The organism is Phytohabitans aurantiacus (assembly GCF_027923225.1).
In the GTDB taxonomy this organism is placed as follows: domain Bacteria; phylum Actinomycetota; class Actinomycetes; order Mycobacteriales; family Micromonosporaceae; genus Phytohabitans; species Phytohabitans aurantiacus.
The window spans coordinates 1-21,484 of record NZ_BSDI01000035.1 but is presented as its reverse complement, the minus strand read 5'-3'; the positions used below and the strand labels follow the sequence as shown (position 1 = coordinate 21,484).

General features: G+C 72.6%; 15 protein-coding genes. 7 read left to right on the top strand and 8 right to left on the bottom strand.

Features of this window, described 5'->3' with window-relative positions:
- Positions 1-10: 10 nt before the first annotated feature.
- The gene (locus tag QMG73_RS29920; protein ID WP_281901225.1) at positions 11-991 is read right to left on the bottom strand and encodes an aldo/keto reductase; all 981 of its coding nucleotides are present in this window, start codon (positions 989-991) and stop codon (positions 11-13) included.
- Here QMG73_RS29920 and QMG73_RS29915 point away from each other — a divergent pair.
- Positions 990-2,099 carry an ArsR/SmtB family transcription factor gene (locus tag QMG73_RS29915; protein WP_281901224.1) on the top strand — a complete coding sequence of 370 codons (1,110 nt, stop codon included), beginning with the start codon at positions 990-992 and terminating at the stop codon, positions 2,097-2,099. The genes QMG73_RS29920 and QMG73_RS29915 overlap by 2 nt on opposite strands.
- Before the next feature lie 1,121 nt (positions 2,100-3,220).
- Here QMG73_RS29915 and QMG73_RS29910 read toward each other — a convergent pair.
- The 3 genes from QMG73_RS29910 to QMG73_RS29900 all read right to left on the bottom strand — a co-directional run bounded on the left by QMG73_RS29910 (position 3,221) and on the right by QMG73_RS29900 (position 8,928).
- The gene (locus QMG73_RS29910) at positions 3,221-4,399 is read right to left on the bottom strand and encodes a metallophosphoesterase (RefSeq protein WP_281901223.1); all 1,179 of its coding nucleotides are present in this window, start codon (positions 4,397-4,399) and stop codon (positions 3,221-3,223) included.
- Between the two features lie 123 nt (positions 4,400-4,522).
- Entirely contained in the window at positions 4,523-6,322 is a 1,800-nt protein-coding gene (locus QMG73_RS29905) for a rhamnogalacturonan lyase (RefSeq protein ID WP_281901221.1), read from the bottom strand.
- 80 nt (positions 6,323-6,402) lie between these two features.
- Positions 6,403-8,928, bottom strand: a complete 2,526-nt coding sequence (locus QMG73_RS29900; protein ID WP_281901220.1) for a CHAT domain-containing protein — start codon at positions 8,926-8,928, stop codon at positions 6,403-6,405.
- Between the two features lie 230 nt (positions 8,929-9,158).
- On the opposite strand from QMG73_RS29900, the gene QMG73_RS29895 reads away from it, so the two are divergent.
- The 4 genes from QMG73_RS29895 (at position 9,159) to QMG73_RS29880 (ending at position 13,000) form a co-directional block, all read left to right on the top strand.
- Positions 9,159-10,421, top strand: a complete 1,263-nt coding sequence (locus QMG73_RS29895) for a S8/S53 family peptidase (RefSeq protein ID WP_281901218.1) — start codon at positions 9,159-9,161, stop codon at positions 10,419-10,421.
- A gap of 55 nt (positions 10,422-10,476) precedes the next feature.
- Positions 10,477-11,115: an RNA polymerase sigma factor gene (locus tag QMG73_RS29890; protein WP_281901216.1), complete on the top strand. Its 639-nt coding sequence runs from the start codon at positions 10,477-10,479 to the stop codon at positions 11,113-11,115.
- On the top strand, positions 11,093-11,554 hold the full coding sequence (locus QMG73_RS29885; protein ID WP_281901214.1) for a hypothetical protein: 462 nt from the start codon (positions 11,093-11,095) through the stop codon (positions 11,552-11,554). The genes QMG73_RS29890 and QMG73_RS29885 overlap by 23 nt, the downstream gene beginning before the upstream one ends.
- A 93-nt stretch (positions 11,555-11,647) precedes the next feature.
- Complete coding sequence (locus tag QMG73_RS29880; protein ID WP_281901213.1) at positions 11,648-13,000, top strand: MFS transporter; 1,353 nt, start codon at positions 11,648-11,650, stop codon at positions 12,998-13,000.
- 46 nt (positions 13,001-13,046) lie between these two features.
- On the opposite strand, the gene QMG73_RS29875 is transcribed toward QMG73_RS29880, so the two are convergent.
- Together QMG73_RS29875 and QMG73_RS29870 are read right to left on the bottom strand one after the other, a co-directional pair.
- Positions 13,047-13,511: a MarR family winged helix-turn-helix transcriptional regulator gene (locus QMG73_RS29875; protein WP_281901212.1), complete on the bottom strand. Its 465-nt coding sequence runs from the start codon at positions 13,509-13,511 to the stop codon at positions 13,047-13,049.
- On the bottom strand, positions 13,508-14,656 hold the full coding sequence (locus tag QMG73_RS29870; protein ID WP_407676879.1) for a saccharopine dehydrogenase family protein: 1,149 nt from the start codon (positions 14,654-14,656) through the stop codon (positions 13,508-13,510). The genes QMG73_RS29875 and QMG73_RS29870 overlap by 4 nt, the downstream gene beginning before the upstream one ends.
- Before the next feature lie 31 nt (positions 14,657-14,687).
- Between QMG73_RS29870 and QMG73_RS29865 the strand changes: the two genes are divergently transcribed.
- Positions 14,688-15,113 (top strand): OsmC family protein, encoded by a 426-nt coding sequence (locus QMG73_RS29865; protein WP_281901208.1) that lies wholly within the window; start codon positions 14,688-14,690, stop codon positions 15,111-15,113.
- 114 nt (positions 15,114-15,227) lie between these two features.
- On the opposite strand, the gene QMG73_RS29860 is transcribed toward QMG73_RS29865, so the two are convergent.
- Complete coding sequence (locus tag QMG73_RS29860) at positions 15,228-17,996, bottom strand: AfsR/SARP family transcriptional regulator (protein ID WP_281901207.1); 2,769 nt, start codon at positions 17,994-17,996, stop codon at positions 15,228-15,230.
- 86 nt (positions 17,997-18,082) lie between these two features.
- On the bottom strand, positions 18,083-18,646 hold the full coding sequence (locus tag QMG73_RS29855) for a helix-turn-helix domain-containing protein (protein WP_281901205.1): 564 nt from the start codon (positions 18,644-18,646) through the stop codon (positions 18,083-18,085).
- Positions 18,647-18,742: 96 nt separating this feature from the next.
- Between QMG73_RS29855 and QMG73_RS29850 the strand changes: the two genes are divergently transcribed.
- Positions 18,743-21,328 carry a hypothetical protein gene (locus tag QMG73_RS29850; protein WP_281901203.1) on the top strand — a complete coding sequence of 862 codons (2,586 nt, stop codon included), beginning with the start codon at positions 18,743-18,745 and terminating at the stop codon, positions 21,326-21,328.
- Positions 21,329-21,484 lie beyond the last annotated feature (156 nt).

Sequence of the window (21,484 nt, the reverse complement as noted above, 5' to 3'; positions counted from 1 at the left end):
CGCACCGGATTTACCAGGCCCACGCCTCCGGCGCCGGGCCGCCCTTGCCGATCGGCGGAAACAGCTCGTCGAGCCGCGCCAGCGTCTCCGGACTCAGCTCGGTCTCCACCGCCTGAAACGCGAGGTCGAGCTGCTCGGGCGCCCGCGGCCCGACCACCGGCGCGGTGACGCCGGGTCGCGACAGCAGCCACGCCAGCGCCACCGCGGTCGGCTCGACGCCGATCTCGGCGCAGTGCTTCTCGTACTCCTCGAGCGCGGCCCGGTGTGGCTCGACCCGATCCGGCGCGTGCAGCACGCTCCGCCCCTGAACGCCCTCCCGCTGCTTGCGCAGGGCACCCGAGAGCGCGCCGAAGTGCAGCGGCGAGTACGGCAGCACCCCGATACCCAGCCCGATCGCCGCGGGCAGCACCTCCAGCTCGACGTGCCGGGTCAGCAGGTTGTACTTGCACTGCTCCGACACGAGCCCCAGGAAGTGCCGCTTTTCCGCGGCCGCCTGCGCGGTGGCGAGGTGCCAGCCGGCGAAGTTCGACGAGCCGACGTACCGGATCTTGCCCTGCCCGACGAGCGTCTCCATCGCCTGCCAGATCTCCTCCCACGGCGTGTCCCGCTGCACGTGGTGCATCTGGTACAGGTCGATCCAGTCGGTGCGCAACCGTCGCAGCGACGCCTCGCACGCCGCGATGATGTGCCGCGCCGACAGCCCCCGATCGTTTGGCCAGTCGCTCATCGGCGCGTACACCTTGGTGGCCAGCACGATCTTGTCGCGCCGCCCTTTTTCCGCGGTCCAGCTCCCGATGTACTGCTCGCTCGTCCCCTCGTAGTCCACCCGCCCGTACATGTTCGCCGTGTCGACGAAGTTGACGCCCGCGTCGACCGCTTTGTCCAGTACCGCGTGGCTCGTGGCTTCGTCGATCTGCCAGCCGAAGTTCATCGTGCCGAGGCAGATCCGGCTCACGCTCAGTCCCGTGCGGCCCAGGTAGGTGTACTCCATGACGGTGACCATAGGACGCCGCCCGACCTGGTCGTTAGCCGTTCGACTGTGCTCGAATTGGAGCGTGATCCGGATCGAGTTCGCGCCCGCCGACCTGGCCGGGCTGAGGTTCGCGCACTCGCCGATGGTCGAGGTGGTGGCGAGTGGCTTCGCGCTGCACCAGCCCCAGCGACACTGGATGTACGCGGCCTGGCGAGACCGGGTGCGCCCGCGCCTCGCCGGCGTCGACACGTTCCTCACCCTGCTGCGCGGCCCGACCTGCTACGTGCCCGACTTCCTCACCCCCGTGCCGGCCACCAGTCGCCCCAGCCTCGACGACGAGCTGCGCACCATCGCCGCCACCCCACTCGACCGGGTCGCGGCGGAGGTAGCCGCCGGCTGGACCGGCCACCGCGCGCCGCCCGAAATCACCCGATTCGAGACCGACCCGGCGGGCGCACTGGCCGACCTGATCGCGCAGGTGCGCCGATACTTCAGGCTCGCCATCGCCCCGATCTGGCCGCGCCTGCGCGCGACCGTCGAGGGCGAGATCGCACACCGCGCGCTCGCCGCCGCCGAACACGGGCCGCGAGCGCTGCTCGCGGGACTCCATCCCGAGCTGAGCTGGGACGGTTCGGCGTTGCTTCTCGGGTACGCCAAGCACGGCGACTGGGCACACGATGGCAGCCCGCTCGCGCTGATGCCAGCCGCGTTCGCCGGCCCGATGGTGTACACGACCACCGGCACCCCGAGCGGCCGAGCCCTCTGGTACCCACCGCGCGGCTACGCCGCCCTCTGGTCCTCCCCGCCCTCGCCCTCGCCCGCGCCTTCGCGTTCGTCCTCGCCTGCCTTGGCGTCCTCGCCTGCCTTCGCGTCGTCGGCCTGGCCTGAGCCGCCTGCGCCGTCCGCGGCCTTGGCCGCATTGCTGGGCTCGACGCGCGCGGCGGTGCTCACGCTGCTCGCCGTGCCGTCCAGCACCGGCGAGGTGGCCGAGGCGCTGCGCCTGGCCCCAGCGACTGCCTCCCACCACCTCACCACCCTGCGCGACGCCGGCCTGATCGTCGGCCAGCGCACCGGCCGCCGCCTCCGCTACCTCCGCACCGCCCTAGGCGAACAACTAGCAACCTAGCCCTCCCCCGCCCTGCCCGCTGCTCGGTCCGCGCGCTGCTCGGCCCGCTCTTCCCCGCCGATCAAGGGCGAATGCACGTGGTTGGATCTCTTTTCCGCGTGCGTTTGCCCTTGGTCGATGGACATTTCCTTGATCGACGCGACGTGCTGCGGCGCCGTCGTGGCCCGGCATGTCGCTCCCTCCGGCTCGCCCGCCGCGCGCCCGGGGCACGCTCAAGATCCCGACAAAATCCCTGATTTTGTCGGCTTGAACGCGCTCGGAGGGCGCGATATCAGGGATTTCGCTGCAACGTCCGGGCGGGTTGTGGAGCCGCGGACGGTGAGGCCGCGGGAGCAACGGCTCTGACCGCGGCGGACGTCGCGGTAGCCCGAAATCTCTTGAAGTAGATCGTTTAGGCGCTGCGGGCCTGCGGCCCTGGCGCTCTATCCGGCCGCTATGAGTGGTATGTCCGATCGCGGGGTGCGTGGCGCGGCTCAGGCCGGTAGCGCCGCGCGCGTCGAGCCGAGATCTTGCCGGTAGTCAAAGCGGACGAATCGCCGTTGCCGCGCCGCGGCGGCGGCGTCGAGTCCGCGCGCGAGCTCGCCACCCGCCGCGGAGCTGCTGCGGACCCACCGCAGCGCTCGCCGATCAAGGCCATTCGCATGGATCAAGGGCAAATGCACGCGAAAAGAGATCCAACCACGTGCATTCGCCCTTGATCGGCGCAAGCGGCGTGGCGACACGCCGTGCCGCGCTGGCCGGGCGGCGCCCGCGCGTGGATCGGAGATCAAAGCACGTGCGTTCGCCCTTGATCGGCGGGAGGCGAGCGAGGTGTGGCGACACGCTGTCGCGGGCGGACGGCGGCGTCCGGGGAGGGGACGGGCGTGGGCTGGGTTGCCCCTCTCGCGCCCCGCTGTGGGTGGCCCGGAGGGCCAGGGCTTCTTGATCGGCGACAGAAGGCGCGGCGCGCCGGGCGCCAGGCGGGGCGTGGCAGGCGTGGCGCGGCGGGGCGGGGGTGGCCCCGCCCCGCCCCGCCCCGCCCCGCGCGGCGCAGAGCCGGGCGGGGGCGGGGCGCGCGGAACCAGCGCGGCGGGCGGAACGAGGCGGCGGGCGGGCGCAGCGGTGCGGGGAACGGGGCGGGGTTAGGCGGCGCGGAGGGTTAGCAGGGTGATTTCGCTGGGGGCGAAGATTCGGAAGGGTGGGCCCCAGAAGCCGGTGCCGCGGCTGGTGTAGAGCTGGGTGCGGTCGCTGTGCCTGGTCAGGCCCTGGACCACTGGCTGGTCTACGCGCACCAGGTAGTGGAACGGCCAGATCTGGCCGCCGTGGGTGTGGCCGGAGATCTGGAGGTCGATGCCGTGCTCGACGGCGTCGCGGATCTGCTTCGGCTGGTGGGCCAGGAGTAGCACGGGCAGGTCCGGGTCGGCGCCAGCCAGGGCGGCCGCGTGGTCGGCGCGGTGGCCGGGGGCGCCGGAGCCGGCGGCGGTGATGTCGTCGACGCCGGCGATCACGAGCTGCGCGCCGTTTCGGGATACCACCACGTGCCGGTTGTGCAGAGCCTCCCAGCCGAGGTCGCGCATGTGGTCCAGCCAGCCCTGTGCGGCGCCGAAGTACTCGTGGTTGCCGGTCACGTACGTCTTGGCGAGCCGCGCCTGGACCGTGCCGAGCGGTGCGGCCTGCTCGCGGCGCTGCTCGACGGTGCCGTCGGCGATGTCGCCGGTGTGGCAGACGATGTCGGGGTCGAGGTCGTTGACGGCTTCGATGACGCGGGCGGACCAGCGGGCGCGGTCGATCGGGCCGTAGTGGGTGTCGGTGAGCAGCACGACGCGTACGCCGTCGAGGCCGGCGCCGAGCCGGGGGAGTGTGACGTCGACGCGGCGTACCCGGGGCACGCGCATCGCTTCGACGTATCCCCAGACGAGCAGGACCAGCGAGATCACCGCGACCGCCGCCGCGACGATCCGGGAGCGGGTGGGGTCGGCCACCCCGCCGATGCCGAGCGCCGCGCGGAGCACCGTGCTGAGCAGGGCCCACGCGAAGAGGACCCAGACCACGCCGAGGAGGGTGTCGCCGGTGCGGGCCGCCCAGTCGAGGTGCCGGGGGCCGTGGCCGAAGATCATGAATACGGGGAACGCGACCAGCGCGGCCGCGAAGAGCAGCGTGCCCGTGGCGGTGAGGGCGGCGGGCAGGTCGCTCGCGAGCACCAGGGTCCACCAGGGGAGGCCGAAGAGCAGGCCCAGGATCGTGGTGAGGAGCGCGCCGAACCGCAGCACCCGCAGCCACCGTCTCGAAGGTGCGGCTACCGCCGCCTCACTCGCCGTCACCGCCGAAGCATGACACCCGGGCGGCGCCTTCGACCACGTGATGGTCTCAGTGAACGCTCAGAAAAGCCGCGGGCGAGGTGCGCCACACACCCCGCCCGCGACGTCAGCCGCCGTACACCTCGATCACGGGCTGGCGAAACTCGGGTGGGGCGGCTGGTTGTAGGCGGTGTTCTGCCAGGCGACCGCGAGGCGGTACTGGCGGTCCTGCATGAGAGAGACCCGCCTGATGCTGGTGGTGTCGGTGGTGGAGTAGATGCGCAGTGCCCGGTTGTCGGACGTGCGCCAGATGACCTCCTCGCGCCAGTCGCCGAGAATGTCGGCCTGGAGCGCCGGGGTGGACTTGGTGCCGTTGTTCGACGAGACGCCCGAGGCGGTCAGCAGCCGGGTGTCGCCCCCGGTGCCGTACTTGTCGATGTGGTTGCCGTCGAGCAGCTCGCGTTGCGCGTCGCCGTCCCACCAGATCACGAAGTTGATCGAGCCGGGCTTGCGGCTGGCGACCTGGTTGCCGTTCGTGGCGCTGCGCAGGCCCGCGACGGACGCCGACCACGCCTCCGCGCCGGGGTTGCCGGCCCAGATGTCGGCGGCGACGCCGCGACCGTTGTCGCAGCCGCACGACGGCGCGCTCCAGATGATCTGGCCGGTGCGGGCGTCACCCATCCAGTGTGTCGGTTCGCTGGTCCACTCGGACGGCTTGAACACTTCGAGGCCGGCGCGGGTCGGGATGAAGTCGCTCACGTGGTACGCGTCGCCGTGGTGGGTGTTGTTCTGCCACAGTCCCCAGCCGTTGTCGTCGATGGCCATCGAGCCGTACATGATTTCGTCGCGGCCATCGCCGTCGACGTCCGCAATGGACAGTTGGTGGTTTCCCTTGCCGGTCCAGGCGGAGCCGTTGGTCGACGAGTTGGAGTCGAACGTCCAGCGTCGCGTCAAAGCACCATTGCGGAAGTCCCACGCGACGATGACCGAGCGCGTGTAGTAGCCGCGCGCCATGATGATGGAGGGTCGCGAACCGTCCACATAGGCCGTACCGGCGAGGAAGCGGTCGACGCGGTTGCCGTACGAGTCGCCCCAGGATGAGACGGTGCCGCGCGGGACCACGTAGTCGGCGGTGGCGAGGACGGCGCCGTCGGTGCCGCGGAACACGGACAGGAACTCCGGCCCCGCGAGGACGTACCCGGACGAGTTGCGGTGGTCGGCGCTGGCGTTGCCGATGACCTGGCCGGTGCCCGACCGGGTGCCGTCGGCGGTCTTCACGGCCACCTCGGCGCGGCCGTCGCCGTCGTAGTCGAAGACCTGGAACTGCGTGTAGTGGGCGCCGGCCCGGATGTTGCGCCCGAGGTCGATGCGCCACAGCCGGGTGCCGTTCAACCGGTACGCGTCGAGGTAGACGTTGCCCGTGTAGCCGGACTGCGAGTTGTCCTTGGCGTTGGTCGGGTCCCACTTCAGCACGACCTCGTACTGCCCATCGCCGTCCAGGTCACCGACGGAGGCGTCGTTCGCGGTGTACGTGTACGCCTCGCCGCTCGGTGTGGTGCCGCCGGGCGGGATCTGCAGCGGGATGTCCTGGCTGGCCGCGAACGGCGTGATCACATCGTCGGCGCCGGCCAGCGCGCGCAGTTCAGCGCCGTCGACGACCGAGCGCACCGTGTACTTCGCCGTGGCGGGCGCCCCGGCGTCGAGGAAGCTGGTGGCGGTGGTGATCGGTGCCGCGTTCACCTTGGCGCCGTCCCGGTACACGTTGAAGGCGATGCCGGCGGGATCAGACGGCAGCAGGCGCCACGACACGAAGTTGCCCCGGTCGGAGCGGATGCCCACGAGTCCCCGGTCGAGCGTCTCGACAGCGGACGCGGAGGAGGGCCGCACGACCACTAACGACGCGGCGATGACTACCGATAGCACGAAGATCGGCTTGAGACGTTTCATCGGACCACCACCAAGCGGGAGGATGGGAAAGCGCTTGCCGTGCCCGTTAAAGTAAGCGAAACATGTACCTACGTCAATAATCAGGCTGCCCCATGTGCGCCGAATGTGCACCAGCTGACGTACGCGCCGGGGTCGGTGCGGTCGACGGACTCCCGTGCCTCAAACAGGGCGTGCGCGAGCGTGCGCCCCTTGCTGAGGTGCTCGTGCAGCCCGCACATGAGGTCGACCGCCGCCACGTCGGGCACCGCCGCGACGCTCGCGACGATGCCGGCGGTGCCGCGGGCGAGGAGGGCGCTGACGAAGCCGAGTACCTCGTCGCCGGCGTAGGTGGCGTCGGCTCCGGACTCGCAGGAGGCGAGCACGAGCCGGTGTGGTGCGGCGCCGCGGGCCTCGAGCTCCTGCACGGTCAGTGGGCCGTCGGCCAGTACGAGCGAGGAGAACAGCGGGTTGTCGGCGCGCAGCCGGCCGTGGCAGGCCAGGTGCACGAGGTCGGCGCCGTCGAGCAGGCGGATGACGGCTTCGGCGGTGCTGTCCGGCGGGGTGACGACGGTGGCGTGCGGGTACATCGCGTGCAGGCGCTGCACCTCGGCGGTCGCCCCGCTCAGGTGCGGGCCTTCCACGAGTACGACGGAGTCGCCGGGCGGGCGGTGCAGGGCGGATTCCCGTGCCCGGGTCCAGAACCGTGCCGAGGGTGCGAGGGAGACGGGGCCGTCGTGCAGGGCCGCCCAGGGCACGCCGTGCAGGTCTCCGACCGGTACGACGACCAGCTCGGCGTCTGGCTTGATGCCCAGCGGCTCGACCAGCAGCCCGCGCAGCCCGCGCACGCGTGATTCGGCGCTCAGGCGGGCGGCGGCCAAGGACTGGGGTGGCCTGTCCTGGGTGAGCCGGCGCAGCGCGAAGTACAGCGTCTTGAGTTGTTCGAGGACCGGGCCGGCCGGTCCGAGCTCGACCATGCGGCTGCGCCGGGCCTCGACCACCACCGCGAGCAGCCGGTCACCCAGCAACCCGTACTCGATGAGGACCCGCCCGTCGAGCAGCTCGCGCAGGCCCGCGGTGGCCCCGGCCGCGGACCTCTCGGCCCGTGCGGGCTGGTGCCAGGTGGCGCGGCGGATGCGGTGCTCCAGGGCCAGTTGCCGCGCGACCAGCGGTGTGGCGCCGCCGCGTTCGGACTGCTGCCCGGGTGCCGCTTCCAGTTCCGCGCTCACCGCGCGCAGCGCCTCCAGGTCGTTCTGCACGTCGGCGGTGCTCGCCGGTCCCGCCGGCTCGACCGCCAGCAGCGCGGCGGCGCGGGTGCGTTCCATCCACTCCAGCACCCGCCGGGGCGCGCCCTCCCGGACCACCACTTCGAGGCCGAACTGGCCCAGCTCGGCGCCGTGCCCGGAGGCCAGCGCCCGCAGCTCGACGGACGGCAGCGCGGCCCGGTGCCGCGCGAGGTCACCGAGGCCGCGCCGGCAGTGCCCGAGGACCTCGTCGTCACGGCCGGACAGCCGGGCCGCGAGCGCCGCGGCCACGGCGCCGCGCAGCCGTACCAGGACCGGGCTGCGCCGGGCCAGTTCGGCCGCGTGCCGCAGCGCGGCGACAGCGTCGCGAATCCGTTCCAGGTGCGCGGCGATCCGTCCGGCCACCGTGTACGCGTCGACCGCCGCCGCCCACGTGCCCAGGGTCTCCATCGTGCGTGCCACCCGGCGCGCCTCGCGCAGGTCGGAAGCCGACGCGGTGCCGGTGCGCAGCCGCGCCTCGGCCGACACCAGCGCGGCTCGCGCCCGCCACAGCCCCCGCCCCTGTCGGCCGAAGCTGTCGGCGGCGTGCTGGGACGCCTCCTCGGCCTCCTCGGGGTTACCGGCCAGCATCGCCAGCTGGGCCACCCGCAGCTCGGCCTCGGCACCCATCAGCGGTACGCCGTTGCGGCGGAACACGTCAGCGGCGGTGCGCGCGGCCGCGCCCGCCTCGGGCAGCAACCGCAGGTCGATCAGCGCGTCCGCGTACTCCACATAGTGCTCGCCCAGCGGCAGCCCGGCGGCCTCGTGCGCCCGTCCGGCCTCGTCGAACAGCCGCAGCCCCTCCGCGAGCCGCCCCGACTGCACCGTCGCCCACGCCCGCGTCTCCAGCACCATCGCGACCAGCGCCGGGCCGACGCCCTCGGCCCGCCGTCCGGCGTCGTCGAGGCGGCGCAACGCCTCGCCGTGCCGGCCGTGCTGCGCCTCGATCATGGCCAGGTTGTTGCCGGCGATGACCTTGATGCGCTCCGGGGTGTCGGCGCGGGCCAGCAGCTCCCGATAGGTCGGCGCCGCGTCGCCCAGCCGGCCGATGTTCTGCTGCAGGATCGCCCGCTGGAACGCCAGCTCCACCTCACGGTCCGGCGCCACCAGCGGCCCGGCGGCGTCCAGGTCGCGCTGCGCGGCACCCATCGCACCCAGCTCCTGGTTGACCGCCGCGCGGCTCATCAACACGTCGGCGAGCGTGTGATCCAGGCGATGCCGGCGCGCGATCCGGGCCGCCTCGTCGAGCAGCCGCTTGGCGGACGCGTCGGCCAGCTTGGCCCGCTCGGCCCACGCCAAGGCCCGCAGCGCGAGCGCCAGCGCCTCCGGCGCCCCCGCCCGCCTCATACGGGTGACCAGAGCCGCCGCGACAGGGTGGTACCTGCGCGGATCCGCTACAACGCCTTCGTGTACACGCTTAGCGTGTATCACGAGGTCTCGTGGAGTCTCTGTTTCGGTCAACGGATCAAACTTCCGCTGTCGCACGTAAAGAGAAGCCGGGTGATGACATGAATTTGACGAATGGTCCTGCTGGGTACGCCTTCAAGGGTGACTATCCGGAATCCTATGGGAACCGCGTGCCAGAGCTGCGTCGGATCGTCGCGCGTCAGGTGTCCGAGCTCAACTCGATTGGCTCGCCGAGGGGGGCTGAGCTGCTGGGTATCCTACGTGGACGCCGCAGTGGACGGCGTGATCTTCCGCAGATCGAGGTACGCCAGCGAGAACGGGGCCGGGAGAGCCTGGTCGCCCGCGGCGAGATCGTGATGCGCTCTGACAGCGTGGAAGCGCGCGCACTGGTCGACGTCATGAAGTCGCGTGGCTTCGACGACGTGGTCGAGCGGCGCGGCGGGCTCTGCCGGCTGCGTAACGGCACGGCGCTCCTGCCGACAGTGGAGCGCGCGATCGAGGAGTGCTCCCGCAAGGGCACGCGGGGCTGGACCAACTACGTCGCGACGCTGGCCGCCGTGGGCAAGGGGATCGGCGGACCAGAGCCGATCCAGCACAGCGAGGCGTACTCGGCGCCCAGTGGCGAGGCCGGGCCGCGGGTGGCGGTGATCGACACCGGCATCCCGATGGCGCAGCGCGGCGACGGGTGGCTCAATGGCGTACCGCGCAACGAGGGCGACATCGACCAGCTCGACGTGCTGCCGGCCGGCCCTGACGGGTTCCTGGACTTCCAGGCCGGGCACGGCACGTTCGTGAGCGGCATCGTCATGCGGGTCGCGCCGGGCGCCGACGTGCGGGTCTACAAGGCGGCCGACAGCGACGGCTTCGCGTCCGACGACATGATCGCCGACGCGCTGCTGCGGGCGTACGAGGACGGCGCTCAGGTGATCAACATGTCGCTGGGCATGCGTACCACCGACGACGAGCCGCCGCCCGCGCTGGCGGCCGCGGCGCAGTACATCACGCAGGACTCGGGCGGCGCGGTCGTCATGGTCGCGGCGGCCGGCAACTTCGGCGACGACGCGCCGTGCTGGCCGGCAGCGCTTCCCGGCGTCGAGGCGGTGGCGGGTCTGAAAGCCGACCTGACCCCGGCGCAGTGGTCGAGCCACGGCGATGTCCAGTTCTCGACAGTCGCCGAGGGCATCCGATCGACATTTGTCACCGGCCTGGAGTCGCCGGTGTTCGACCGGGAGCCGGAGGAGTTCGGGAATGACTCGTGGGCTTTGTGGAGCGGGACCTCGTTCGCCGCACCGCAGATCGCCGGCGCGATCGTCCGCATCTGCCGCGAGACGCCGGGGACCACACCCCGCCAGGCGGTCGCTCTGCTCGCCAGCGGGGGGCAGCCCATTTCGGGTTTCGGCAGCGCGATGCAGATCCTCGAAGGCGTACTCTGAGGCCGTCCGCCTGGTCCTCCGGGTCCTCCGGGTCCTCCGGCGAAGGGAGGATGTCGTGGGAAACGATGTCGTGGGGCGTCCGACGGCCGACGACCTGGCCACGCTCGTCCGGGCCAGTGTCGCCGGTGACGAGACAGCCTGGAACGAGCTGGTTCGCCGGCACGCCGGGCTCGTCGCCACCGTCATCCGGCGGTTCCGCCTGTCGATCACCGATGCCCAAGACGTCAGCCAGTTGGTGTGGTTGCACCTCATCGAGCACCTGCCGAAGATCCGCGAGCCCGCGGCGCTGCCCGGCTGGCTGGCCACCACGACCCGCCACGAGTGCCAGCGTCACTTGCGCCTCAACAGTCGAAGCGTGTTGACCGACCCGGCGACCATGTCACAGATCAGTTCCGGGTCGGACGACATCGACGAAGACCTGCTGGCGGCCGAGCAGCGCCAGGTGCTCCTCGCCGGCCTCGCGGAGTTGAGCGACGAGCAGCGCCGGTTCCTGGCGCTGCTCGTCTCCGACCCGCCGTGCCCGTACGCCGAGATCAGCCGGATTCTCGGCATGCCGATCGGCAGCATCGGTCCGACCCGTATCCGCACGCTCGAAAAGTTGCGCGAGACGCGAGCCGTCCAGGCGTACCTCCGGGCGAACGGGAAGGCCGCGAAGACAGGAGGTGGCCGGCATGCCCTCGCGGAACTGGAATGACGACGACGAGCTTCTGCGTGCCCTCCGGGAGGCGCTGCTTCCTCACCCGGAGGAACAACAGGTCATGACGGCTGCGCGGGCGGCGTTCCGGTGGCGAAATGCCGACGCCGACGTCGAGCTGGCTTCGCTGCTCTACGACTCCGACCTTGACCAGAGCATGCTCGTGCGCGGCTCCGTGCACGGCACGCCCCGCACGCTCGTCTTCGGGCGGGGGCCGGTCAACGTCGAGATCGAGGTCAGCGAGGCCGGCATCGAGGGGCAGCTCGTGCCGCCCGAGCCGGGGGAGGTGCGGCTGGTGACGGCGTCCGGGTCCGACGCGGAGACCACCACGGCGGACGAAGTGGGATGTTTCGCCTTTCCGGCGCGGCGGCGGGGGCCGATCCGGATCGAGTGCACGCTGCGAGGCGGGCGTATCGCGACCGAGTGGATCACCGCCTAGCCGTCAGCTGTGAGCGTGCCGCAAAATGGATAAGCCACTAGATTGGCGACAAATGTATCGGGTTCCCGGAGAGCCCGCCTACGCTTGACCGTCATGGCGTCCCGGGACACACACAACCTGCGCGCGGTACTCGCGGTGCGTGGGTTCCGGCGGCTGCTCGGCGTGCGCCTGAGCAGCCAGTTTGCCGATGGGCTGTTTCAGGCCGCGCTCGCCGGCAGCGTGCTGTTCAACCCCGACCGGCATACCAGCGCGATCAGCATCGCGATCGGCACGGCGCTGCTCGTGGCGCCGTACTCGTTGATCGGCCCCTACGTGGGCGTCTTCCTCGACCGGTGGAGCCGCCGCCAGGTCGTCGTCCGCACCAACCTGCTTCGTGCCGCGCTGGTCATCCCCACGGCACTGTTGATCAATGCCGGCGGCGAGGGCATCGGCTTCATCGTCTGCGCGTTCGCGATCATGGGGTTGAACAGGTTCCTTCTGTCCGGGTTGTCCGCTGCCGTCCCGCACGTGGTCGAGGACCGCCGGCTGGTCACGGCCAACTCGCTCGCGGGCACGCTCGGCTCGATCTGCTTCTCGTCCGGGCTCGGTCTGGCCGCGCTCCTGGTCCACTCCATGGTCTCGGTCGGCGACGGCGGGTACGCGGTGCTCGCGGCCGTCGCGCCCATCGGATACGTCGCCTCGGCCTTACTCGCGCGGCGCTCGTTCCGGGTCGACGAGCTCGGTCCCGACCATGTCGAGCACGAGTGCAAAGCCTCGATGGGGTCGGCACTGGCCGAGGTGGCCCGGGGGATGGGCGACGGCCTGCGGCACCTCGCCAGCCGCCGCGGCGCCGCGTACGCCATGGCCGCCAAGGCGGGGTTCCGGGTGCTCTTCGGGGTCCTCACGCTCGCGATGCTCCTGCTGCACCGCAACTACTTCGTCACCGACAACGACGTACAGGACTCGATCACCGGCCTGATCTTCGTGGTCGGCGCCGCGAGCGCGGGCGTGGTCACCGCCGCGCTGGTCACGCCGCCGGTCACCCGCCGGATCGGCGGCTGGCGGTGGGTCAGCGTGCTGCTGCTCGGCCTGGCGGTCGCGCTGCTGGCGTTCGCGCTGCCGTTCACCGAGGCGCTGCTCGTCGTGGCGGTCTACTTCGTCAACATCGCGTCGCAGGGCATGAAGATCGTGGTGGACACGGCGATCCAGCACGAGTGCGAGGACGACTACCGGGGCCGGGTGTTCGCGGTCAACGACACCACGTTCAACCTGACGTACGTGGCCGGCATGTTCATCGGGGCGCTCACGCTGCCCGCCGACGGCCACTCGCCGGTATCGGTGGTGGCCGTCGCGATCGGGATGGCAGCCCTGGGCGCCTGGTACGCGGTCGTGGCAGGCCGTTGGGCCCGCCGCGAGGGCGACGACATCGCTCAGCCCGTGCCGGCCCCGGTCCCCACCTCAGTGTGATCAGGGCGTCCCTGAAGTCGTTAGGGCGACTTGAGGGACGCCCTGATCACAGGTGAGCGCGGAGGCGGTCCCGGAACGGGCGCTCCCGCAACAGGGCCTCCAGGTCCGCGACCACGCGGGTCAGCGGGTACGGGAGCGCGGCGTCCAGCTCGCCGACCGTCGCCTCGGTCGCGTGCCACTCCGCCTCCAGGAACGGCAGGACCTCGCGTCCGCGCTGGGTCGGCTGTACCCGCCGGGTCCGCCCGTCGGAGCCGGCGGCGCTCTCGACCAGCCCCGCCGCCCGCATCGCCGCGACCGTCTGGCTCATCGCGGAGTGGGTCACCTCGACGCGCGTGGCCAGCTCGCGGATGGACATCGGGCCGTGCCGGCCGAGCTGGATGAGCGGCCCGACGAACCGGGTGCGCACCTCCGCGAGACCGGCCTCCTCGTACAGGGCGGCGATGTCGCGGTCCATCGCCTCCAGCAGTACCCGCAGCGGCCGCCACAGACTGCTGTCGAGCTCATCCGTCACGAGACCACCCGGAAGGTCATGCCCGCGTTCGATAGTCGGGCGCGCAGCGCGTCGCCCATCGCGACCGCCGTGGTGACCTGCCCGGCCGTCTCCGGGAGCTGGTCGTGCGCCAGGCACAGGGCGGACTCGGCGAGCATCTTCGACGTCTGCCCGTACCCCGGGTCGCCGCCGGTCACCTCGGTGACCACCCGATGGCCACCGCTCTCGGCCACGAACCGCACCCGGAACCACGACCGCGCCTGCCGCTCCGGGCTCGGCCCCGAGCCGGTCGGGACGAGGCGCCGCAGCGCGCGCCGGGTCGGACCGGCCTTGGCGAGCACCATCGCACCGGCGGCGCCGGCCGCGATGCCGCCCAGGACCAGCGGATTCCGCAGGGCGGCGAAGTGCCCGTACGAGAAGTCCGGCCCGTAGCGGGGCAGCGCCCGCGCCGAGCGCACCACGATCTGCGGATCGATCGTCGGCAGCGGCAGCACCCACCGGCCGATCGCCTTGTCGTACCCGGGCCGCCCGGCATCGCCGCGCACCCGGCGGGACCGGTCGGCCGGCTCCAACCGCCGCCGCTCCCGGTGCGCCTGTGCCGCCTGCCTGGAGCGCGCGAAGTTGGTCAGTACCGTGTCGAACGTGCCGCCGGACGGCCGGCCGCTCGCGGTCAGGTAACCGCGCATCCGGATCGGCACGTCTTCAGGCATCTGCCCCACCGTGTAGTGCGCGCCCAGGTCGGCCGGGATCGCGTCGAATCCGCAGGCGTGCACGATCCGGGCGCCGGTGCGCTCGGCGGTGGCGTGGTGCGCCAGGTACATCCGGTCGACAAACTCGGGCTCGCCGGTCAGGTCGACATAGTCGGTGCCGGCCGCGGCACAGGCGGCGACCAGCGGCTCCCCGTACCGGATATAAGGGCCGACGGTCGTGATGACCACCCGGGCCGACTCCGCGAGCCGCCGCATGGCGGCGGCGTCGCTCACGTCGGCCTCGACGACCCCAACCTCACCGACGCGATCGCGCAACGCCCGCAGCCGTGCGGCATCGCGGCCGGCAACCGCCCATCGGGTACCTGCCGGCCGCCGCTCCGCCAGATACTCGGCGACCAGTGTGCCGGTAAATCCGGTCGCCCCGAAGAGCACCACATCGAACTCCCGCTCCGCCATCACCGGATGGTAGCGGCGGTACGTTTAGATCATGAGTGGCGAGACCCTGCGATCCGTGTCCATCGAACGCGCGAGCCTTGGCCGGTACGAGGTGCGGAACGCCCGCGGCGGCACCATCACCATCGGCTCCAGCGACGGCCCCGACTTCACACCGGTCGAGCTGCTGCTCGCCGCGCTCGGCGGATGCACCGGCGCCGACGTCGATCACATCGTCAGCAAGCGCGCCGAGCCGGAGCGGTTCGAGGTGCGGGTGACGGCCGACAAGGTGCGCGACGAGAGCGGCGGAAACCGCCTCGTCAACCTGGTCGTGGAGCTGAGCGTGGCGTTCCCCGAAGGCGAGGCCGGCGACGCTGCCCGGGAGATGCTGCCCCGCGCGGCGAAGATGTCACACGACCGCCTCTGCACCGTCTCCCGCACGATCGAGGCTGGCACGCCGGTCGACACGAAGGTGAACTGACAGTCGCCGCCGGTGCTCAGACCGGCGGCGACTCCCTCGTGTCGCCACGGGGGTGGACGACGACCAAAGGTGTCCCCAGTGTGACGGAGTGTGCCCGCCGCCGCCTCCGTGAAATTACGCAATCTGCTTGAGCCTGGCGCGGACCTCGCTGGCGTTGGGGTGGCCCAATTCGTCGAGGATGTCCAGAGCCAGTCGCCACGTGCGGCGGGCGGCTTCGGGCTGGCCGGCGGCGAGCTGGGTCTCGCCCAGGTTGACGAGCGTGTTCGCCTCCTCGTGCCGGTCGCCGAAATCGCGGAAGATCGCCAGCGACCGCTCGTAGCAGTCGACCGCCGCGGCGTGGTCGCCGAGGTTGTGCCGGATCGAGCCGAGGCTGTCCCAGGTGGTCGCCTGGCCGTGCCTGTCGTCGAGCTCCTCGTACAGGCTCAGCGCCTGCTCGCAGTACGGCAGCGCCGGCTCGTGGTTGCCGATCATCGTGTTGAGCAGGCCGATGTTGTTGAGCGAGCCCGCCTGCCCGAACCTGTGACCGGCGGCCCGGTACAGGTCGAGTGCCCGCTCCGCCGCGCGGGTCGCCTCGGCCAGCTGGTCGGCGCCGGCCAGTCCACTGCAGATGCTCAGCTCGACGTTGGCCTGCCCGGCGTGGTCACCCAGCGCGCCGAAGAACCCAGCCGCGCGATCCAGGTGCCGCAGGGCGTCGTCGCTGCGCCCCACGAGGTCGTACCCGAACCCGAGCCCGTGGTGCCCGTGTGCCTGCCCCGGGAGGTCGCCGGTGCGCTCGGCCGCTGCGAGTGCGGTGTGCTGGACGGCGACGAGGTCGTGCCAGTGGCCCCGCCGGTCCAGGAAGTCCCACAGCGTCCAGGCGAGCTGCCACGCGCGCCGCTCGAACCCGCCCGCCGCGGCCAGCTCCACCATGGACAGGAGCACGTGGTGCTCGGCGGCGAACCACGCCAAGGCCAGCCGGTGGTCGGCCAGCTCTTCGGGCGTCACGCCCGGCGCCGGGTCGGCGAGGACGATCGGGTGCCGGCGCGGGTACAGCAGCAGCGCGCCCCGGTGTGCGGTGTGCAGGTAGTGGTCGAGCAGGCGGCTGATCGCCGCGCGCCGGTCGGCCTCCGGCTCCTCCGCCCGAGCCAGCTCCCCGGCGTACGCGAGCAGCAGGTCGTGGAGCGAGTACCGGCCAGGGGCGTGCTCGGCGACCAGGTGTGCCCGGGTCAGCTCGTCGAGGTGTGCCCGCACTCGTGCGAGCGGTTCACCCGCCAGGCTCGCCGCCGCCGGCGCCGACACGTCCGGGCCGGAGTGCAGGCCGAGCAGGCGGAACAGGCGCGCCGCGTCTGTCGACAGTGTCCGGTACGACCAGGAGAACACCGCGCGTACGTCGGTGCGCGCGTCGTCTTCGTCGGCGCGGAACGCGTCGAGGCTGCCACCGGCGGCGCGCAGCTCGGCGGCGAGCGTCGCGAGTGGAGTGTCGGGCTGGCCGGCGGCGCGGGCGGCCACAATGGACAGCGCGAGCGGCAGCCGGGCGCACCGGGTGACGATCTCCTCGACCGGGCCGGGTTCGGCGGCGACCCGCTCGGCACCGAGCCGGCCGGCCAGCAGCTCGCGGGCGTCCGATGTGGACAGCACATCGAGGGTCAGCGGGAGCGCGCCCTCGGCCGCCACCAGCCCGTGCAACCGGTTCCGGCTGGTCACCAGGACGGCGCAGCCCTGTGCCCCGGGCAGCAGCGGCCGTACCTGTGCGGCGTCGCGGGCGTTGTCGAGCAGTACCAGCATGCGGCGGCCGGCGAGCAGGCTGCGGTACAGGGCGGCCTGGGCGTCGATCCCGGTGGGTACCCGCCGGGCGGGCACGCCGAGGGCGTCGAGGAAGCCGCGTACCGCCTCGGCGGGACTCATGATCGCACCCGCCGGGTCGAAGCCGCGCAGGTTGACGTAGAGCTGCCCGTCCGGGAACCGGTCGGCCGCCCGGTGCGCCCAGTGCACAGCCAGAGCCGTCTTGCCGACGCCGGCAGTGCCGGAGACCGCAGAGACGACGACGGCGGTGGGCTCCCGCGCGGTACCGGCCAGCAGGTCGTCGAGGCGCGCGAGCTGCTCGCCCCGGCCGGCGAAGCCGCGCACGTCCATAGGCAGCTGAGCGGCGAGCGGTACCGCCGTGCGCGGGGCCGAGGACTCGCCGTGCAGCAGCTCCCGGTGCAGCTCCTGGAGTTCCCGGCCCGGTTCGGTGCCCAGCTCCTCGACCAGCCTGGCACGGGTGGCCGCGTACCAGTCCAGGGCCTCGGCCGCCCGGCCCGCCATAGCGAGGGCCCGGATCAGCGTCGCCGACAGCGGTTCCGCGAGCGGGTACTCGTGCAGCAGCTCCCGGACGCGGCCGATGACCTGGTCCGGGCCGTGCAGCCGCAGCTCGACGGTGGCCCACCGCACGGCGGCGTCCAGCCGTTCCCGGTGCCAGAGCTCGCGGGACCGGCGGACCCAGCCCCCGGTCAGGTCGGCCAGCGGCTCGCCGCGCCACTGGTCCAGCGCGTCGCGCAGCAGGCGTACCTGTTCGGCGCCCCCGGCGTCGCGCGCGGCGGCGGCCATCCGGCGGAACCGGTGCAGGTCGACCCGGTCGGGCGAGATCTCCAGCAGGTAGCCGCCGGAGCGGCGAACGAGCTCGGCGTCCAGCCCGTCAAGCGCCTTGCGCAGGCGCGCCAGGTGGGCGTGCAAGGCGCGGCGGGCCCCGTCTGGCTGCTCGCCGTCCCACACCCGGCCGCTCAGCGTCTCCAGCGTCACCGGCTGGCCCGCGTCGACGAGAAGGGCCGCCAGTACGGCGCGGCGCTGTGGCGGTCCGATGTCGACGGTCCGGTCCGCCGCCCAGACCTCGGTCGGGCCCAACAGCCGAAACTCCGCCGACAACATTTCGACAACTCTACGAACTACCCGCATGCGGCACGCTGTTACCCGTTGGGGCGCCAGCTCAACGGGGGAGCTGGCGCCCGACAGTGTCAGGTGCGCGACCGGCTGATCAGGGCGGCGACGTAGTAGGTGGCTGGCTCGCCGGTGTGGTTGGCGTACGCGTGCGCCACGTCGGCCGCGAAGTACAGCGAGTCGCCGGCCGCCAGGTCGACCGCCTGGTCGCCGACCGTCACCCGCACCTCGCCCGACTCCACGGCGATGTACTCGTGCGACCCGGCCGCGTACGCGGGGAAGTCACCGGCGTCGCAACCGGCCGGCAGGGTGACCCGGACCAGCTCGAAGTTCACGCCGGGCACCACCGGCGACAGGATCGTGCGGTGCCAGCCGCTCGGGTACGCCGCCGTGTCCTGCCGATCGGCCCGCCGGACGACGACGCGGTCGGGTGCGGGGTCGGCGAGCAGTCGGGTTAGCGACACTCCCAGCCCGTCGGCGATCCGGTCGAGCACGACCACGGTGGGCGCTTTCAACGCCCGCTCGACCGAGGAAAGCATGCTCACGCTGACCTTTGACCGGTCGGCGAGCTCCTGGAGGGTCATCCCGCGCTCGCTCCGCAGCGCCTGGATCCGGCCACCCAGCTCCGGAAGATTGATCACGTCCGCTATGGTACGCGGCTTTTCACTATAGTGGTGTTTCATTTTGAGCCCCTCGAACGCCTATTCAATGAGCAGGTTTCATGTGTGGGGGGACTCATGACAGTGCGTGACGAGCGGGATACGTGGTTGGCGGGACTCGCGCGTGCCGGAAACGGGCGCGCGCTGGACGAGCTCCTCGAACGCCACTGGTCAGTGACGCACCACATCATCGGCTGCGGCCTCGTCGAGCACTCCGACGTCGAACCCGCGCTCACCGCACTCGCCGCGCGACTCCGAGACACCGCACCCGGCGGCGAGCAGGTACGCGCCTGGTTCGCGGCCGAGGCTCGCCGCCAGGTCCGCGAGTCCCGCCGACCCGGCCGTGCGGGGCCCGACGGCCCGGACTTCGCCGCCACCGCCGTCGCGCGGCTCGGCCTGACCGGCCAGGCGCGGCACCTGGTCGAGGCCCTCCGGTGGCTGGCGCCACACGACCGCGACACGTTCGCGCTCTGGTGGCTCGCCGAAGCCGGCGAGCTGACCCCCGCCGAGGTCGCCGCCGCGTCGGGCGACTCACCGTCCGATTCAGATGCACGTGTACGCCGGATGGCGCCCCGCCTCGACGCTGCCCGCCGGTTGGTGGCAGCGCTCGCGGCCGACCCGGTGTGCGGAGACTTGGCACTGCTGGCGGGCGGCACCGCCCGGCGCCCCGAGCCCCACCGCCGCGACCGGCTCGCCGCTCACGTGGTGGAGTGTTCACGCTGCGCCACCGACCTGGAGCCCGTGGAGCCCCTGCTCGGCTCCCTGGGCCTCGTCCCCGCCCCCGCGATCCCCCGCCCACCCGCCCAATCCCGCTCGTCGGCCGCACCGTCCATCGCACCGTCTATCGCATCGTCCACCGCCGCGGCCTCCGACCGGCGGCAGAACTCCGGCGTCGGCTGGCGCCGCTTCACCCGCCCCCGCGGCCCCGCCGCCCCCGAGCCGGCGACCGACCGCGCCAAGCCCCCCACCGACCGCCGCCCCTCTGCCACGCGCGACGCCGCCGCAGCCCACGACGCGTTGGGCGCGAGTGACGCGACTGGCTCGCTTGAGGCCACCGGCCGCCGTGATGCGGCTGGCTCGCTTGAGGCCACCGGTCGCCGTGATGCGGCTGGCTCGCTTGAGGCCACCGGTCGCCGTGATGCGGCTGGCTCGCCTGAGACCGCCGTCGACCGTGGTGTCCCCGGTGTCGGCGACGCGGCCGTCGGCGATGGGTCGGCTGGGTCGCATGAGTCCGCCGTCCGCCGTGGCGGGAGTGGCTGGTCTGAGGGCACCGGTCGGCGCGGCGTAGGTGACTCGGCTGGCTCGGCCGATGCCGCCGCCGAGCGTGGTGCGGCCGGTGCGCGGCGCTACACCGGCCGCCTCAACTCGGCGGCAAGCTGGACCGACCTAACCACCGGCGACGCCGCTCCGGGTGGTACGACGCCTGCCTCGGTCGACCCGACGCGGGGCTCTGGTGCTTCAGCTGCTGCCTCGGGTGATGCGATGTCAGGCTCCCGCGGTTCGGCCGCGGCCCTGGGCACGACGCCGGACTCCCGTGGATCGGACGCGGTCTGGGGCGCGACGCTGGGCTCTCGCGGTCCGGCGGCAGACGCGGGCGTGCCGCTCGGCTCTAGCGGTCCCGCGGCGGGCTCGGGCGCGACCCTGGGCTCTAGCGGTTCGGCGCCGGGCTCAGGTGCGACCCTGGACTCTCGTGGTTCGGTGGCTTCGCGCGGCCGGGCGACCGGCTCGGCCGGGGCGCGTCGTCCGGCCCGCCCGGGCGCCTCCGCGGCCGGCTCTGCCGCTCCGGCCGGTTGGGCCGGCTCCGCCAGCGCGGCCGGTTGGGTTGGCTCTGCCGCTGCCGGCCTCCGCACCAGACTCGCTCGCCCGCTCGCATGGGCTGCTGAGGCCGGCCTGCGCAGCGCCGCCGCCGTGCGCGGACTGGCGAGCCGCATCGTCAAAGCCACGTCCGGCCTCCGCTACCGGGGCCGGCGTTTCCGGCCCACCAGTCCGCCCCGGCGAGCGATCCTGATCGCGTTGGCGGTCGCCATGTTCGTCATCGTGGCGCTGGTCGCGAACGGGGCCACCCGCTCCGCGGCCCCCGTGCACGACCCGGAACCGGTCAACACGGCCCTCCTACCGGAGCCGTCGCCAGCAGCGGTCACAACCGTCGCGGGTACCCCTCCCGCAGCCGGTCTCGCGCCACTGGGCCGCGCCGTCGCACCCGAACGGACCCCTCGCCCGGCGACGACCAGCGCGGCGGCGGTCCCGCCCACGCCCCGCCCGCCGACGACCACCTCGTACGAGGCGGAAGCCGCCCGGCTGCACGGCTCGGCCGAGCCCATGATGATGCCCGAAGCCTCCGGCGGTCGTATCGTGCACCGGCTGGGCACCGGTGCCAACCCCTATGGGTACACCGACCGCGGCGCGATCGAGTTCACCCTGAACGCGCCGACAGCTCGCCGGTACGCGGTCACGATCTACTACGTCGACGGCGAGCAACAGCGCACGGTGTACGCGCGGCTCAACGGCGGCCAATCGCAGGCGTGGAGCTTGCGCCCGGGCGGCTGGGGCACCGTGATGTCAGCGACGTTCCAGCTAGACCTTCGCGCCGGCGCCAACAGCCTCTACCTCCACAACCCCGCGTACTGGATGCCCCGCCTAGACCGCCTAACCACGACCGGCTAACCACCCCCCGCCCGCCTCCCCACCCCCGCCACCCGCACCGCTCGCCCTCTCCGCGGGCGCCACCCTCTCCGCGGGCGCCACCCTCTCCGCGGGCGCCACCCTCTCCGCGGGCGCCACCCTCTCCGCGGGCGCCACCCTCTCCGCGGGCGCCACCCT

Excerpts from the sequence above, each read along its gene's own strand:
- QMG73_RS29915 (WP_281901224.1), top strand. The coding sequence starts at position 990 with ATGACGGTGACCATAGGACGCCGCCCGACCTGGTCGTTAGCCGTTCGA.
- QMG73_RS29920 (WP_281901225.1), bottom strand. The coding sequence starts at position 991 with ATGGAGTACACCTACCTGGGCCGCACGGGACTGAGCGTGAGCCGGATC.
- QMG73_RS29905 (WP_281901221.1), bottom strand. The coding sequence starts at position 6,322 with ATGAAACGTCTCAAGCCGATCTTCGTGCTATCGGTAGTCATCGCCGCG.
- QMG73_RS29900 (WP_281901220.1), bottom strand. The coding sequence starts at position 8,928 with ATGAGGCGGGCGGGGGCGCCGGAGGCGCTGGCGCTCGCGCTGCGGGCC.
- QMG73_RS29885 (WP_281901214.1), top strand. The coding sequence starts at position 11,093 with ATGCCCTCGCGGAACTGGAATGACGACGACGAGCTTCTGCGTGCCCTC.
- QMG73_RS29880 (WP_281901213.1), top strand. The coding sequence starts at position 11,648 with ATGGCGTCCCGGGACACACACAACCTGCGCGCGGTACTCGCGGTGCGT.
- QMG73_RS29870 (WP_407676879.1), bottom strand. The coding sequence starts at position 14,656 with ATGGCGGAGCGGGAGTTCGATGTGGTGCTCTTCGGGGCGACCGGATTT.
- QMG73_RS29865 (WP_281901208.1), top strand. The coding sequence starts at position 14,688 with ATGAGTGGCGAGACCCTGCGATCCGTGTCCATCGAACGCGCGAGCCTT.
- QMG73_RS29860 (WP_281901207.1), bottom strand. The coding sequence starts at position 17,996 with ATGTTGTCGGCGGAGTTTCGGCTGTTGGGCCCGACCGAGGTCTGGGCG.
- QMG73_RS29850 (WP_281901203.1), top strand. The coding sequence starts at position 18,743 with ATGACAGTGCGTGACGAGCGGGATACGTGGTTGGCGGGACTCGCGCGT.